Annotated in this window: 15 protein-coding genes; 5 read left to right on the top strand and 10 right to left on the bottom strand. The window is 55.8% G+C overall.

Annotated features, from left to right (window positions below; translation table 11 throughout):
• Positions 1-63: 63 nt before the first annotated feature.
• From gcvPB to ACOCF6_RS21615, 7 genes are all read right to left on the bottom strand, one after another.
• Positions 64-1512 carry an aminomethyl-transferring glycine dehydrogenase subunit GcvPB gene (gene gcvPB / locus ACOCF6_RS21645; protein WP_482462401.1) on the bottom strand — a complete coding sequence of 483 codons (1449 nt, stop codon included), beginning with the start codon at positions 1510-1512 and terminating at the stop codon, positions 64-66.
• Positions 1503-2849, bottom strand: coding sequence for an aminomethyl-transferring glycine dehydrogenase subunit GcvPA (gene gcvPA, locus ACOCF6_RS21640; RefSeq protein ID WP_482462400.1), 1347 nt, complete (start codon positions 2847-2849; stop codon positions 1503-1505). The genes gcvPB and gcvPA overlap by 10 nt, the downstream gene beginning before the upstream one ends.
• Positions 2850-2987: 138 nt before the next feature.
• Complete coding sequence (gene gcvH / locus ACOCF6_RS21635) at positions 2988-3362, bottom strand: glycine cleavage system protein GcvH (protein WP_482462399.1); 375 nt, start codon at positions 3360-3362, stop codon at positions 2988-2990.
• 224 nt (positions 3363-3586) lie between these two features.
• Positions 3587-4957 carry an L-lactate MFS transporter gene (locus ACOCF6_RS21630; RefSeq protein WP_482462398.1) on the bottom strand — a complete coding sequence of 457 codons (1371 nt, stop codon included), beginning with the start codon at positions 4955-4957 and terminating at the stop codon, positions 3587-3589.
• A 20-nt stretch (positions 4958-4977) separates the two neighbouring features.
• Positions 4978-6027 (bottom strand): hypothetical protein, encoded by a 1050-nt coding sequence (locus tag ACOCF6_RS21625; RefSeq protein ID WP_482462397.1) that lies wholly within the window; start codon positions 6025-6027, stop codon positions 4978-4980.
• A 12-nt stretch (positions 6028-6039) separates the two neighbouring features.
• Positions 6040-6291, bottom strand: a complete 252-nt coding sequence (locus ACOCF6_RS21620; RefSeq protein ID WP_482462396.1) for a hypothetical protein — start codon at positions 6289-6291, stop codon at positions 6040-6042.
• 136 nt (positions 6292-6427) lie between these two features.
• Positions 6428-6619, bottom strand: coding sequence for a hypothetical protein (locus tag ACOCF6_RS21615; protein ID WP_482462395.1), 192 nt, complete (start codon positions 6617-6619; stop codon positions 6428-6430).
• Between the two features lie 332 nt (positions 6620-6951).
• Here ACOCF6_RS21615 and ACOCF6_RS21610 point away from each other — a divergent pair, with 332 nt between their 5' ends.
• Entirely contained in the window at positions 6952-7569 is a 618-nt protein-coding gene (locus tag ACOCF6_RS21610) for a class I SAM-dependent methyltransferase (protein WP_482462394.1), read from the top strand.
• On the opposite strand, the gene ACOCF6_RS21605 is transcribed toward ACOCF6_RS21610, so the two are convergent.
• The 3 genes from ACOCF6_RS21605 to ACOCF6_RS21595 all read right to left on the bottom strand — a co-directional run bounded on the left by ACOCF6_RS21605 (position 7521) and on the right by ACOCF6_RS21595 (position 11204).
• Entirely contained in the window at positions 7521-9440 is a 1920-nt protein-coding gene (locus ACOCF6_RS21605; protein ID WP_482462393.1) for a transglutaminase TgpA family protein, read from the bottom strand. The two genes, ACOCF6_RS21610 and ACOCF6_RS21605, sit on opposite strands and share 49 nt — an antisense overlap.
• On the bottom strand, positions 9427-10176 hold the full coding sequence (locus ACOCF6_RS21600) for a DUF58 domain-containing protein (protein WP_482462392.1): 750 nt from the start codon (positions 10174-10176) through the stop codon (positions 9427-9429). The genes ACOCF6_RS21605 and ACOCF6_RS21600 overlap by 14 nt, the downstream gene beginning before the upstream one ends.
• Positions 10177-10289: 113 nt before the next feature.
• Entirely contained in the window at positions 10290-11204 is a 915-nt protein-coding gene (locus ACOCF6_RS21595; protein ID WP_482462391.1) for an AAA family ATPase, read from the bottom strand.
• Between the two features lie 113 nt (positions 11205-11317).
• Here ACOCF6_RS21595 and ACOCF6_RS21590 point away from each other — a divergent pair, with 113 nt between their 5' ends.
• The 4 genes from ACOCF6_RS21590 (at position 11318) to ACOCF6_RS21575 (ending at position 16384) form a co-directional block, all read left to right on the top strand.
• Entirely contained in the window at positions 11318-11602 is a 285-nt protein-coding gene (locus ACOCF6_RS21590) for a hypothetical protein (RefSeq protein ID WP_482462390.1), read from the top strand.
• A 182-nt stretch (positions 11603-11784) separates the two neighbouring features.
• Positions 11785-13311 (top strand): ATP-binding protein, encoded by a 1527-nt coding sequence (locus ACOCF6_RS21585; RefSeq protein WP_482462389.1) that lies wholly within the window; start codon positions 11785-11787, stop codon positions 13309-13311.
• Positions 13312-14706, top strand: a complete 1395-nt coding sequence (locus tag ACOCF6_RS21580) for a sigma-54-dependent transcriptional regulator (protein WP_482462388.1) — start codon at positions 13312-13314, stop codon at positions 14704-14706. It begins immediately after the preceding gene.
• Between the two features lie 88 nt (positions 14707-14794).
• Positions 14795-16384, top strand: a complete 1590-nt coding sequence (locus tag ACOCF6_RS21575) for a glucose-6-phosphate isomerase (RefSeq protein WP_482462387.1) — start codon at positions 14795-14797, stop codon at positions 16382-16384.
• The last annotated feature ends 50 nt before the right edge of the window (positions 16385-16434 follow it).

Below are 16434 nucleotides of genomic sequence, written 5' to 3'. Positions count from 1 at the left end.
CACCGAAACCTTGACAGCATCAATGAGGCGCAACAGAAACAATATAACTTTAAAGGTTATGTGTCAAACCAGACAGCAGACATTCTGCTCCCGGGCAGCCTTGGTTTCGTCCAGGCGTGAGATCGGCATGGTCAGGGGTGCATCAAGCAGCGCCTGGGGGTTGGTCTCGGCGGTTTGCGCCGCCTCGATCATGACCTGTATAAAGGCATCCATGACCGCTTTGCTCTCGGTCTCGGTCGGCTCGATCATGATGGCTTCCTTGACGATCATCGGGAAGTAGACCGTGGGTGGATGGTAGCCGCGATCAATGAGGAATTTGGCAATGTCGATGGCATGCACACCGTGGGCCAGCTGCTTTGAGGCCGAGAAGACACATTCGTGCATGCAGGTCATATCGTAAGGCAGTTCATAGTAGGGTTTCAGCCGTTCCTTGATGTAGTTGGCATTCAGCACCGCCTGTTCTGAAACCCGGATCAACCCCTCGCGACCCAGCATGATGATGTAGGCGTAGGCCTTGACCATCACTCCGAAGTTCCCGAAGAAATTGGCCGTGCGGCCGATAGAGGTCGGGGTATCGGTAGCAAGCAGAAACTGCCCATCGTCATCCATGACGATACGCGGCTGCGGCAGGAACGGGATCAGGGCCTTCTTGACACCCACCGGACCGGAACCGGGTCCGCCGCCGCCATGGGGCGTGCCGAAGGTCTTGTGCAGATTGACGTGAATGACGTCAAAGCCCACATCACCCGGCTTGACCTTGCCCATGATGGCATTCAGGTTGGCGCCGTCGTAGTACATCAGGGCATCGTGGGAATGGGCGATGTCGCTGATCTCCTTGATGTGGGGATTGAACAGACCCAGTGTATTGGGACAGGTCATCATGACCGCAGCAACCTCATCGGTCATGGCCTTTTTGAAAAGCTCCAGGTCCATGTCGCCGTAGGGAGCGGTCGGTACGGTGATGATCTCGTACCCGGCAATGGCAGCCGAGGCGGGATTGGTGCCGTGGGATGAGTCCGGCACAACCACATACTTCTTCTTGGCCTTGTTGCCCCTGGCCGCATGGTAGGCGGAGATCAGCAGGATGCCTGTCATCTCGCCATGGGCGCCGGCCAGCGGCTGGGTGGTGACCTCGTCCATGCCGGTAATGTCGGCCAGCATCTGCCCCAGGTCGTACAACATGCCCAGGGTGCCCTGGCAGGCGTCCACACCGCCCGGCAGCAGGGCGGTCATGGGGTGGAACGGGGCAAACAGGACAGCAGCATTCTCCAGAACCTTGGCATTGTACTTCATGGTACAGGAGCCGAGCGGGTAGAAATTGGTATCGACCGAAAAGTTACGGCGCGACAGGTTGGTAAAGTGGCGTACCAGGTCCAGTTCGGACACCTCGGCCAGGCCGGCCGGCTCACTGCGCAGCAGGGCTGCAGGGAGCGCCGGGGCAACGGGCACATCGGAAGCGGACAGCCTGACACCGCGACGACCGGGGACGGATTTTTCATAGATCAGTTGCATAGGGCCGCCTCCAGCAATTTGGCAAAGTGGTCGATTTCCTTCTTGGTACGCTTTTCCGTAACCGTTACAACCAAAGCATGCTCCGAACCTTCATAGTAGCTCCCCAGCGGGACACCGGCCGCAATGCCTTCCTTGAGCATGCCTGCAACCACTGCTTCCGCTGGTTTTGACAGGGAGACCGTAAATTCATTAAAGGTCGGCGCCGTTTGCAGCACCGTCACTCCGGGTATCTCGGCAAGACGCGCCTTGGCATACTCGGCCTTGTCGCGGTTGAGGCGGGCCATATCAGCCAGGCCCTCTTTGCCGACTGATGACAGGAAGATCAAGCCGCGCAGGGCGCACAAACCCTGGTTACTGCAGATGTTGGAGGTGGCTTTGTGGCGCTTGATATGCTGCTCGCGAGCCTGCAGGGTCAGAACAAAACCGCGCTTGCCATTGCGGTCAACAGTCTCGCCGACGATCCGTCCCGGCATGTTGCGGATATAGGCCTTCCTGGCAGCGATAAATCCAAAGGATGGGCCGCCGAAGGAAAGCGGGTTTCCCAGGCTCTGACCGTCTCCCACGGCAATATCCACTCCCATCTCGCCCGGTGACTTGAGAATCCCCAGTGAGATCGGATAGACCGAGGCGATCAGCAGGGCACCGGCGGCATGGATCTGAGCGGCCAAGGCACTGAAATCATCCACACAACCGAAGAAGTTGGGATTCTGCACCAGTACGGCGGCTACGCTGTCGTCCAGCACGCGGGCCAGTTCGGCACGATTGAGCATGCCGTCCAGAGGCGCGATCTCGATGATCTCCACATCCAGATTGAAGAGGTAGGTCTTGAGCACCTGGCGCGAGAAGGGGTTGACGCAGCCATCAACGACGACCTTGTTGCGTCCGGTGACCCTCAAGGCCATCATGGCAGCCTCGGCGCAGGCCGTACCGCCGTCATACAGCGAGGCGTTGGATACATCCAGGCCGGTCAGACGACAGATGGCGGTCTGGTACTCGAACAGCGCCTGCAGGGTTCCCTGGGAGCACTCCGGCTGGTAGGGGGTGTAAGCGGTGTAGAATTCGGCGCGCCCGGAGAGGTGATCGATGACAGACGGGATCACGTGGTCGTAAAATCCGCCGCCGATGTAGTTGGTCAGGCCCTGGACATTATCGCCGGCAATGGCCTGCATACGGGCATAGGTTTCGAATTCGGACAGTCCGGGCGGCAGATTGAAGGTCTTGGCTCGCAACTCGGCAGGGATCGGAGAGAACAGCTCTTCGACACTGGCGACGCCGATAACGGAGAGCATGTCGCTGATCTCATCCGGCGTATGGGGACAGTAATGACTATCGTTCATGATATGAATTCTCCAAGTTAAATGATCTCACAGAGCACACAGAGCTCACGGAGAAAACCAAGTTGCCCGCTTCTGCTTGAAGATGTTCTCTGTGCCTCTGTGAGCTCTAGCGAACGCAGTGAGCGAGTGAGATTAGAATTATAGAGTTTTCAAGTAGGCGTCGTACTGCTCTTTCGTCATCAGGTTTTTCAGTTCGGCGGCATCCGAAATCTCGATTTGCGCCATCCAGGCCCCTTCTTCAGCACTTTCGTTGACCAGTTCCGGGGTTGTATCCAGAGCGCTGTTGACGGCAAGCACGGTTCCGGAAACCGGAGCATAGATATCGCTGGCGGCCTTGACCGATTCGATGCTGCCGAGGATTTCAAACTGCTTGACCCGGGCACCGACCTTGGGAAGCTCGACAAAGGTAACATCACCCAGTTCATGGGCGGCGTGATCGCTGATACCGACCTTGCCCGTGCTGCCCTCTACCTTGATCCACTCGTGTTCCTTGCTGAAGAAATAATCTGCCATGTCCTATGCTCTCCTTTCCCCGCAGGGAGTTAATTGACGATAAAATATCCGCAGACTTTAAAATATTTGCCGTGCAAAGTAAACAGACAAGTCATCAAAAACGAAAAATACGAAAGCCCTCCTGTACCAGCGAGGGCTTTCCTGTTCATGGCAGTAAACAGTGCCTAAAGGCTATATGATTCCCGCATTTTGCAATCTGATGGCTGCGGAACGCCACCTGCACATCAGGACACCTTGACCTCGCGGGCCACACGAATCGTTTCCTGTTCAAGCCCTGCAAACACACGCAATCCCAGCTTGAACTCCGACCAGAATTCTTCCCACTGTGAAGGTGTCTTGTTTTCTTCAGTGACCGGCTTGAGTTCAGCCAGGAAGATGGTCATGGCTGCGCCGCCGACCAGCAGGATTCCAGACAGCATGAATGACTTGCCAAGGCCGCCCGGCTGGGCATTGATCATCTCGGATACCTTGCCCATCACAAACCCACCCACGCCCCAGGCGGTAAACAGGGCACCATAGTTCAGACCGTAATTCTTCGTACCCCAGTAATCCTTGGCAAAGGAGGGAAACAGGCACAGGTTGGATCCATAGTTAAAACCGATGAAGGTTGCCAGAATTACCAGCAGCACAGCACTTCCGGAATTCACGACCGCCATGGCAACAAACATCATCAGGGCCTGAAATGACAGCATGATGAACAGGGTGGCGCGACGACCGATCTTGTCAGAAAGCACCCCGGCTACCACACGGCCGCCGGCATTACCCAGTGCCATGATGGCGACCGCCACAAAGGCCATCGGCCCCATGCTCTTTTTGGCCAGACCGGCTACACTGCCGATAACCATCAGACCGGCGCCGGAGCCGATGAAAAAGGCGACCCACAGGACATAGAACTTGTAATTGCGCAGCATCTCGCTGACCGTGGCATTGACAACCGGCTTGGACGCATTGAGCTTGGCCAGCGGTCCGAGATCGGAGGGCTCGGTCGGCACAAAACCCTTGGGCGGATTGACCAGCAGAAACGAAAGACCGCAGACAACAATCGTAAACCCGATACCCAGAAACAGCATGGATTTAGGTATGCCGAACACACCGATCAGATAGGACGCCAACGGCGCGATATAAACCGGAGCAATCCCGAATCCGGCCACAACAATGCCGGCAATCAGACCGGTTTTGGAAGGAGAGAACCATTTCAAAGCCGGTGGTGTAGCTGCTGAATAGCCGAATCCAAAACCGGAACCGGCCAGGACGCCAAAGCCCATGACCCAGGCCATGTAACTGTTTGAAAAACCCATCAGCGTAAAGCCTGCGCCAACCAGCACGCCGCCGATCAGGGCCGTGCGGGCCGGGCCGATCTTGTCCTGGCATTTACCGGCCAGGATCATGGAAAAGGCAAAAGCCAGGCAGCAGACAGCATATGGGTCGTTGATAGAGGCGATATCCCATTGAAAGGCACCTTCGCCACCTTTTTCGATGGAGGCCTTGATGGCCCCCTTAAAGATACTCCAGGCATACAGCACGCCCAGGGCCAGATTGATGGCCAGACCCGCGCCTACGACACTCCACCCTTTATTTTTTATTGCATCAGTCATATCAGGTCTCCCTCGTGTGGTCAGTATTTCTGAACAACGGCCTTCTTGCTGGGGCCGTTCATACGAATTGCAGTGGCAAACTCCATCCAGAACACCAGATAAATCGACACCATCAGCGACAATCCGATATTCTGGTTTTCAGCACCCAGGGCCTTGGCCAGGATCGGCGAGGCAAAGCCGGCGCCCAGTGTACCGGTCACCCGCTCCAGCATGTAGAATACCGGCAGGGTCAGCAGCGTTCCGACAACCATGATGGCGATGCCGGTAGGACGCTTGATCCAGTATTTTGGGGAAAAACCATACATGCGCATGAAGATGACAACCCAGATAATCCAGACCGAGTAATCAACGGCCGCATCCGGCAGTGCCAGTTTATTCTGCACCAGCACCACTTCCAGAACAGTCACAATACCCAACAGCGTGAACATCCAGTTGAACTTCTCATTGGCCTGGGTCTGCCATTTACGGCTGTCGGGCGCCTGGACCTCACTGTAGGAGTGGTTGTGTGTCCCCAGAGCCGAGAACAGGATGGCAAACCAGATGCCGGCGTTATGGAACAGCAGAGAGGCATGATTACCGGCTAAATTGGCAATGCGGGACATCGGATCGCGGGCAAAGTCGCCGGCGATGCGCATCAGGAACAGATTAGCAACCACCGAGCAGCAGATGATAACCGCGATGGTGAAGATCTTGCGCGGCAGCAGATAGGGGTCAACCTTGTCGGGAAAACCGATAATAAAGGCGAACCAGATCAGATACATGATCAGGGGAATGCCGAAACAGATGCCATATACCGACTTTCCTGCAAAATCACCGCTCTGGGCGTAGATGATCTGATCGTTTTTCGGATCTGCGTCGGTGTTGATGGCCTTGACAACATCCTTGGGCATCTTCTTGACATGCGGCAGCAGTCCCATGGCATACCAGCCATGATCGCCTTGGGTCTGATCAACAACCCAGTACTGATCGCCCATCATTTCGTCCAGACCACAAAAAAGCTGCATGCTGAAAGCGGCACTGATTACACAGACAACCAGCAGCAGGATTGCGTTAGATATCTTCATCGGCATTGGATTATCCCCCTATTCTTTATGAGTGGTCCAGAACATGGACACAGCATTGGCAGCAAACAGACCATACAGCCACATGGTATTCCAGGCCGGACCAGACCAATGACTGCCGCGGCCGCCACCGACTACTCCTGAAGCAACGACAATTCCGATCAGTGCCGTGAAGGCAACCATGGCCACTGAACGGAGGATGGCACTGTTACGCCAGGTGTGACGCTCCAGATCCTCGATCCTCTGCATCAATTCAAGCTCTCTTTCGCTCATCTTTTCTCTCCTTTGTACATGTTATTATTATAAACAGCATGGTAACGGTCAGAGCCAGGCTTGCGTAAAAACCATTGAAGTTAACTGCCAGATTATAAAACATCGCTTCCTCCCTTCACTCGGATATTGTATATAGTTAGCACTTGACCAGATTGCTCAGTTCGCCGGGGAACCTGTCGGCCAACTCAAGATATTTGACACACTCGGCATGACGTCCACTGCAATAGCGAATAATCATATTCACGTCATGTGTAGAAATGTAGCCGCACCCCACGTCACAATAATCATCATTTTTGCCGTAAAACGGACAGATGTTTGAAGTTGCCATAGCATCCTCTCGTAACTCGATGAAACAGTAAATGCAACGAGCGGGCCAAGTCATAAAATATCTAAAAACAGCCTTAAATTAAGATAGTTGCGCAACCTACAACACGTTAACGTTAATTTACTGTTCTTGTTTTTTGCAATTATGCGAGAAGCATCCAACCGGAGCCAGATACCATCGCGAAGATCGTGTATACATAATTTCAGCTACGTTGTCGCACTTTACCGTTTAATACCGGTATGTTAGAAATGTATACAGAATCTGGAAACACATTTGCAAAAATGCGAACAGCTGTTCCGATGTGTTTTGCAATATTGCAAAAAAAAGGACGAACTATGGAGTCGGATAGAACCAAGTGGAATCAGCGATTTGAATCGGAAGAAACATTCCTGGGCGAGAAACCATCACCGTTTCTTACCCAAGAGATCGGAAGGATCCGCAGGCTAGCCCCCGGCAAACGGGCGTTGGATATCGCCTGCGGAGAAGGTCGCAACAGTATTTTTCTTGCGCACAACGGCTTTGCGGTAACAGGGTTGGATATTTCCGACGTGGGTCTTGGCAAAGCGGCACAGAGGGCTGAAAAAGAAGGGGTTAGCGTCGATTTCCGTCAGGTGGACCTGGACGAATACCGCTTGACTGAGCAGTTCGACCTGATCATCAACTTCAATTTCCTGCTGCGGGAACTGATACAGCAGGAGGTCCACTCACTGTCACCGGGCGGCTTGCTGATCATCGACACCATCATGGAGTCGCCCCAACTGCTGGCCACGCACAACCCGGCCTATTTTCTGCGACGAGGAGAACTGCAGCGTATCTGTGAGGGGTTTCCGGGAGAAATCCTGTACTACGAGGAGCTGCCGGAGGACGAGATGCCGACGGCGCGAGTGCTGTACAGGAAACTGGATCAATCGGAATCTACCCTGAATCCATCCCCGACAATCTGTTTCAGCTGACAATATTCCTCATCCGTCAGCCTTCTGTCACGATACACCGCCCCGGCGTATATATCTGCAAACTCCCGCACCCTGGCATTTCCCGTGAGTTCCGCCAGCTCGAACAGCCCCACCCTGCCCCGCTCCGGACGTACACCGCATTCCCGTTCGACGCGTCGGTAGAAGGCCCGCAACAGGCGCTCCTCCCGTGAGGGGAAGATCCGTTTTCGCTGCAACAGCATCACAATCAAACCCACCATCCCTGCCGCACTACCAAGATAGGGCAGTACAGCCTTCAGTGCCCTGCCCGCTTCGAATCCCTGCAGACGCGTACTGATCGTGCTGGCAACCTCGATCTGGCGCTCAAAATCATAGGAAATAACCGTCCGGTTCCAGGTGTGATCCAGCGAGTCCAGCGTCATCCTGATTTTAAGCAGCAGACTCTTGCGGGGTGTTGCCCAGACCGTAGCGGCATTCTGGGCAAAACGGCTCGGATCAACCCGCAACCAGCCCTGACCGGCGATATACACCTCAACCCAGACGTGGGCCATGTCTTCGCTGACCAGATAATATCCGCCCAGCTGGTTATACTCACCACCCAGATACCCACCCACCAGGCGGGCCGGTACACCGGCAGCCCTCAGGATCAGGGCAAATGAAGAGGCAAAAAATTCACAATGCCCCCGCTTGCTCTCAAACAGGAACTGTTCCAGGGCATGATCACCGGTCGGCAATCCGGTCTTGCTGTAACTGTAGGAACCATTGCGAAAATATTGCTCCAGTCGCTCAAGCCGTTCGGCGTCATCCCTGCCTTGACGTCGAATACTGTCCGCCAGCTGCCTGATTCGCTCCGACAAATCGTCGGGCACTGTCAGATAAAAGGCACGCTTGATGTCACCATTAGTTGCCAACAGACCCGCTGAAACCGATTCTGCGGAGTAGGTATACCTTCTTCTGGCGAATCCCTGGTATTCATAAACACCATCGGACAAGCGCCGTGAACGATGCAGGGTAAGCGAAGCCGGTGCGTCCAGTGCCAGAAGTGCCCGGGACGGTCCCGGCTCAGGATAGATTGTCTGGCTGATGCGCCGGCCTGAATAACGAATATTTTCGGAGGGGGGCACGACACGCACCCATTTGCGCCCGTCAATGCGGTTAAAGACAATGCCGCGCCAGTACAGCTGCTGCTGCGATTGCAGCGGCATTTCGGCACGGAAAGCCAGCACCCGGGCAGCGCCGATAGTGGCACTGTTCCCTGGATCAACCGTTTCACCGAGACCGGACGTGCGTGAAGCGGGTGCAGCCAGGAAGTTCCAGAGCGGCAGCTGGGTGCGCGGCAGCAGCGGAAAGAAGAATACCAGCAAGGGCAGCGTGGCCAACGGCATCAGCAAACCTGCTGCCAACACCTTGCGCAGGTCAGTGCTATACAGCTGCATGCGGGGATCCTGGCTGTAAAACGTCAGCAGCACCAGTGAGACAGCCACCAAAAACAACATCAGGGCCAGGTAGAGCAGAAACAGAGGGCTAAGGTCAAACAGGGAGGAAGATGCCAGACAAAACAGGGACAGGGCCGATATCTGCAGGTAATGACGGCCGGTCTTGGGGCCGGCCAGGCGCGCCGCCAGCATGATGGCCAACACACTGACAACCGGCTGGACCGGGTTTGCCCGGCTGAACTGAAGTGCGTAGTACAGAAATACCGGAACAATTGCTGCGTTGAACATCCAGTTTTTAAGCGGCCAGGCACCTCGGCGATCCTGCCAGATCCCGGCAACCATACCGACAGCAAACATCAGACGCGGCGCACCCGCCAGCCAGGGGAAAAGCGGCAGCATGCCGCACAGTGTGATCGCGTACGACAATAGTGCCGTAAGTACGTTAATCGAGATCATACAGTGCAAGATCCTTCAGCAACAGAGCGCCCTGAACCCTGCCGGTGGCGGGCGGGATCGTCCTGCCGCTGCGACACAGGCCGACCGGGCGCTGCTGCACCCAGCGCCGCACCAGCCAGGCCGCCCGCGAGATGCGTTCCTCCAGTGAGGCTCCCGGCAGCATATCCAGGTCAATCACAAGCGGCGGTGCAGCTTGACGGCCAAATTCCTTGACCAGCAGGTCATCGCCCCGCGCCGAGAGCTTCCAGTGTATGTTTCGCAGCGGCTCACGCCCCGAATAGCCGGCTATCCGCTCCAGCTCGCCATCCTGCCCGCGCTCCTGGCGGATGTTGCTGCCGGCCGGACGCTCCTCACGGCCGTTTTCGTTCAGAATGCCGGGGACCAGGCGGGGAAATACGACAAACGGGTCATTAATGCTGAATTTCCAGAACCTGGTGAAAAAATTGACCGGGAACGGGGAACTGATGCTGACCATGCCGATCCTGGCGTGACCTCTGCGGGGAAAGGTAAGCAGTACAACAGATTCAGTTGTGGAAGCATGCGGCACGACCGGCAGAGTGATACCCTGGCCGTTTTCACAGACGGCTCGGATCAGAAATGACGGCAGTCGTCGTTTATCATTATGGAGAAAGAGGCGGAACGGGGCGGGGCTACCGGCAAATATCTCGGCCGGAGGCAGCAGTTCGGGTGTGAGCCTTTTCAGATTAAGCATCCCGGCCAGACCGGTAACAGACATAAAGGCCAGCAATCCCGACACAATCAGGAACAGCAGGTTGTTGCCGGTATTGACGGCGGCGAAACCCAGCAGAAGCGTAATGACGATATACAGCGTCCCGGTTTTGTTGACCTTCAGACCAAAGGCAATGGTATGTCGCTGATGAGTGCGCGTAGCAAATCCCCCCTGTGGACCGACTCATGTTCGGGCCGCATGACCAGACGGTGGCCGCAGACAGCCTGGACAAGCCCTTTGACATCTTCCGGGGCAACAAAATCGCGCCCCTCAAGAAAGGCTGCTGCCCGGGCAGCCTGAGCCAGGTTGATGGCCGCCCGCGTGGATAGTCCGGTCTGGATCACGGAATGGGCGCGTGTCGCCGCCACGATGGCATAGATGTAGCCGACCAGCACCTCCGAGAGGTACACCTGCGACACCAGCCGCCGTGCCGCGCGGATATCCTCTGCCTCTGCAGTAGCACACATCTCGGCAATGCGCTCGCGAATACCGCCACCGGCGATGATACCCTTCTCCAGCTGTTCCGGCGGATAGCCGATGTCGGTGCAGATCAGAAACCGGTCGAGTTGGGATTCGGGCAGCAGGAAGGTGCCGCTCTGATCGGACGGGTTCTGGGTGGCAAACACCATGAACGGGTCCGGCAGGTGATGCGTCACCCCCTCAACCGTTACCCGCCGTTCCTCCATGGCTTCCAGCATGGCGCTCTGGGTCCGCGGCATGGCCCGGTTGATCTCGTCCAACAGGACTATATTATTGAAGATCGGCCCCGGGGTAAACGCAAAGCGGCCCTCCTCGCGGTTGAAGACCGATAGTCCGGTGATATCGGAAGGCAGCAGATCGCTGGTACACTGAACACGTCCAAAGGCGAGACCGGTACTGGCTGCCAACGCCAGGGCGACCGTGGTTTTGCCCAGTCCCGGCAGATCCTCGATCAGGATATGACCTCCGGTCAACAGTGCAATCACCGACAGCCGCAACACCTCTTCCTTGCCCTGCAGGTACTCGCGGGACAGGGTCTCAAGCATCGCCTTCATGGTTCTATTCTGATGATATACTGTCACTCGTATCCTCGATTTCTCTTGATTTATAAGGGTATAACATGCAATTACTCATCTTGAGACTTCAGGCTCTGCAGGAGGGGAGATCAATGATTTTCAAACGCACTATTTTCAGCAAGATGCTCTCCAACGGCATGAAAGCCGATTTTGCGCTTGTAAAAGAAGAGGACGCTTTCCAGGCGGCCCTGTATGTCGGCGGACGCCACATCCCCGGTCCGGCCCTGCCCCAGCTGCTCGACCCGCCCAAGGATGATGTGACCCACTGGATGGGAAATCGCCCCAGCGTGGGTCTGAGCACCGAAGAAGCCGAAAAGATCATCCGTGAGGTCAAGCTGGAAAACAGCGTTATCGAGCACCGCAAACAAAGCTGCTGATCAGATCGTGACTGCCGTCACCGTCAATCCATTTCCGTACAAGCATATCCGCGACTGAACCACACCGACATTTTTGTCACCATACCACAGACATGCGCTTTTCTCCAGGCATCCCTGCTTGATTTAGCAGGCATATTCAGGTATATCATTGAAAATACAAATGTATACCGTATGGAGCTGCAGTGAATACATTTTTCAATAATCTCAAACTTCGCTGGAAACTGCTTTCACTGGTTCTGCCGCTGGTCATTGTACCGATCCTGATCGTTGCCGCAATGATTGGCTATATCGCCAACCACCAGGCCTATCTGGGGGTTACCCAGGCCAGCAAGGACGATCTTCAGCACATGGTCTTCTTCACCATAGACCTGCTCGATTCGCACAATCAGCACTTTCGTAGCGGCATGCACAAAAATCCTGCTGCTGCAAGCGGTGAAGAGGAGGCCCTGGCCTTTGCCGCCCTTAAGAAAAAGATTATCAACAAGAAGGTTGGCAACACCGGTTATATTTTCTGTATGGACAGTACCGGCACCCTCACGATTCACCCGGATGCAGAGGGGAAAAATGTCTATGATTCCCGCGACTCAAGCGGCTTCCCCTTTATCAGGGAGATGTGCGAAAAGAAAAGCGGCTGGATCCGCTACCCCTGGAAAAACGTCGGCAGCATGACTCCGCGCATGAAAATCGTCCACTATGAGTACTACCAGCCCTGGAACTGGATCGTCGCGGTCGGTTCCTACGAAGATGAGTTCTACAGCGAAGCCAAGAAAATAAAGGCGCACATTTTTTTCAGCATGGTACTTCTGATTCTCGTGGTCGGCACCGTAGCAACATTGCTGGTATTCAGGGCATCCACCCATTTTACCCGTCCCATCACCCACATGATCGAGATCATCCGTCGCGTCAAGCGCGGCAATCTCGAGGAAAAGATGACAGTCAGCGGGCAGGATGAACTGGCCGAAATGGCCTCTGCCTTCAACCGCATGACAGATATAATCCGCTGCAACAAGGAAATGGAGTCAACCCTGGCACAACAGGGCAAAATGGCGTCACTGGGGGTGCTTTCTTCGGGTGTAGCCCATGAAATAAACAATCCCCTGGGTGTAATCCTGGGATATGCCGGTTATCTTGAAGGCAAAATGTCGGAAGATGACCCGCACTTCAAATATATTCACGAGATTAAACGCGAAAGCAAGCGCTGCAAGAAAATCGTCCAGGACTTGCTAGGTTACGCCCGTACACCTCGACCATCACAGGAACTTACCGACCTAAACCAACTGCTGATTCAAATCGTTGATTTTGCCGCCAACCACACCGATATGCGTGGCGTAACAATCACAACAGATTTCGCCCCGACCCTGCCGGCTGTCATGCTGGATGGCGATCAGATGCGCCAGGTGGCCATCAACCTGATTCTTAATGCCGGTGGAGCAATGCCGGATGGCGGCCATCTCACAATAAAGACGTCACAGCTCGACGCGGAACATGTCCAGATCGCCTTCATTGACGACGGTTGCGGTATTCCGGGTGAACATATAGAAAAGATTTTCGAGCCGTTTTACACCACCAAAGAGCGCGGAACCGGCCTGGGCCTGGCGATCACCCGCCAGATCATCGAGCAGCACCACGGTCAGATCCAGATACAAAGTGAACCGGACAAGGGCACGACAGTAACAGTGACCCTTGCCATAAAGCACGAGGAGCTGTAGATGTCCGAAAAAAAGCGCATCCTGCTGATTGATAACGAAGCCGGCCTCTGCCGCATGATGGAGCAGATCCTGCTGGACAACGGCTACCTGGCACAGGCCTATACTTCACCCCAAAAGGCTGTTGAAGAGTTCCGTCCCGGCGCCTGGGATCTGGTTATAACCGACATCAAAATGCCAGGCATGAGCGGGCTGGAGGTACTGCAAAAGGTCAAGGAAGTATCCAGGGATATCCCGGTTATTATGATCACCGCCTATGCAACGGTGGATATGTCGATCCAGGCCCTGCGCAAGGGCGCCTATGACATGTTGACCAAGCCCTTTGAACCGGATGAATTGATCTACCGCGTCAAAAACGCCCTGCAACAGTCGGAACTCCTGGAAGAAAACCGGGAACTGCGCCGGGAACTGGAGGGCAAATTCTGTTTCGATAATATTATCGGTGCATCGGACGTACTCAAGAACATCCTGGGAAAAGTAGAGAAGGTGGCGGTACGCGACACCTCGGTACTGATCACCGGAGAATCAGGCTCGGGCAAGGAGCTGATCGCCCAGGCCATTCATTACAATTCCCCGCGTCACGAGCGCAAATTCATCGCCATCAATTGCGGCGCTCTGCCTGAAACTCTGCTTGAAAGTGAACTGTTCGGCTACAGGAAAGGTGCCTTCACCGGCGCCAAAGAGAACCGCCAGGGACTTCTGGAAGCGGCGGACGGCGGCACACTCTTTCTGGACGAGGTCGGCAACCTGCCCATGAACGTCCAGAAGACACTGCTCCGTTTTCTGCAGGAAAAGGAGTTCAATCGACTGGGAGACACCGCGCCGACCCGCGTCGATGTGCGGGTGCTCTCGGCCACCAATTCCGATCTGAAGCAGAATGTCAAGAGCGGCGAATTCCGCGAAGACCTTTTTTACCGGCTCAACGTGGTCAACATCCACCTGCCGCCCCTGCGGGAGCGCATCGATGATATCCCTCTGCTGGCAGCCCACTTCATTCATCTGCAGAATCAGAAATTCGGAACGCAGGTCAAAGGATTCGAGAAGGAGGCCATGCAGGCACTCTGCCACTTTGCCTGGCCGGGCAATATCCGCCAGCTAAGGAATGTCATCGAAGCCTGTATCGCCATGGAGGGTCACGACTACATCTCCCGCGAAACCTTGATCCAGTTCATCGAGGTGCTCGCCGATTCGAACGAGCCCGGGGGAGCGGAGCCGGAGGGGCAAGGAGAGGTGCCCTTCAACGCTGCCCTCGACAGGTTCGAGGCCGACCTGCTGAAAGGACTGCTGAAGAAATTCCATGGCAATGTGGAGCAGGCCGCCCGCGAAGCCGGCATGAACATGGCCACAATTTATCGAAAGATTAAAAAATACAATATCCGCAAAGAGGAATTCTGCTAGACGGGCAATCAAATCGTCTTTTCATTGCTAGCTGCACTGCTGCAATCGACTGAAGGTCATTCTGAATGCTTTACCAAAAGGAGATGTCATGGATAAAAGAGAGCTATGGGATCGTTACAACACATACCTGTGCACCTGCCCGCAGATCGGCCTGTCGCTTGATATCAGCCGGATGAAATTTGATGATGGTTTCCTGGGTCGAATGGAACCTGGCATGCAGAAGTCTTTTGCAGCCATGACCAGCCTGGAACAGGGCGCCATCGCCAACCCGGATGAGGGGCGCATGGTCGGGCATTACTGGCTGCGCAACCCGGCCCTGGCCCCCGATGCTGACATGCGCAGCCAGATCGAATCAGCCATAGCCCAGGTACTGTCCTTTGTTCGTGATATCCACAACGGGCAAATCCGGTCGGAAAGCGGCCAACCGTTCAACAACCTGCTGGTGATCGGTATCGGCGGCTCAGCCCTGGGACCGCAGTTCGTGGCGGACGCCCTCTCCCATCCCCATGACCGGATGAAGGCATACTTCCTGGACAACACCGACCCTGACGGCATGGACCGCGTCATTTCCGGGCTGGGCAGCGATCTGGCCCGCACACTCGTGATCGTCATCTCCAAGAGCGGCTCCACCAAGGAGACCCGCAACGGCATGCTGGAGACCCAGGCCGCCTACAGCCGTGCCGGACTGAACTTCTCCCGCCATGCGGTTGCCGTGACCGGCGATGACAGCGAGCTGGACAGACTGGCTCAGGGCGCAGGCTGGATCGCACGTTTCCCCATGTGGGACTGGGTCGGCGGCCGCACCTCCGTCACCTCGGCCGTGGGGCTGTTACCGGCTGCGCTGCAGGGCATCGATATCAGCGCCCTGCTGGAGGGGGCCAGACTCTGCGACCAGATCACCCGTACCCCGGACACCCTGAAAAATCCGGCTGCCCTGATGGCCCTGATGTGGCACTACGCCACGGGCGGCAGGGGCGAAAAGGACATGGTCATGCTCCCCTACAAGGACCGTCTTCTGCTCTTCTCCCGCTACCTGCAGCAGCTGATCATGGAATCCATCGGCAAGGAGCTGGACCTGGACGGCAGACAGGTTTTCCAGGGGCTGACCGTCTACGGCAACAAGGGATCCACCGACCAGCATGCCTATGTACAGCAGCTGCGCGAAGGGGTAGCGAACTTCTTCGTGACCTTCATCGAGGTACTCAAAGACCGGAACGGCGCCTCCCTGCAGGTCGATCCCGGCATCACCAGCGGCGATTATCTGTTCGGATTCTTCCAGGGTACCCGCACGGCCCTGTATGACATGGGACGTGAATCCATGACCATCACCGTTGACACGGTGGATGCCCGGACGGTTGGCGCCCTGATCGCCCTGTTCGAGCGCACGGTCGGCCTGTACGCCGGCCTGATCAACATCAACGCCTACCATCAGCCCGGAGTTGAGGCTGGCAAAAAGGCAGCCGGCGCGGTTATTTCATTGCAGCAGGCGGCGCTGGATTTGCTGGGTGCCCGCAAGCGGGAAATGACGGCCCTGGAGATAGCCGCAGAACTGGGAAAACCGGATGATGTGGAGTCCGTATTTGCCATCCTCCGCCATCTGGCAGCCAACCCTGGCCGCGGGGTCTCATCTGCCGGAAGCGGTGCTGCCGGGGACGTTACTTTTCATGTAAATCCGTGAACCAAGCAATGGAAAGCAAGACATACCACATCGAAGCGCCTTCTGTTTTG

Source organism: Geobacter psychrophilus, from assembly GCF_056821595.1.
Note: the sequence above shows the minus strand (reverse complement) of the source record. Positions and strands in the feature narration are given on the sequence as shown.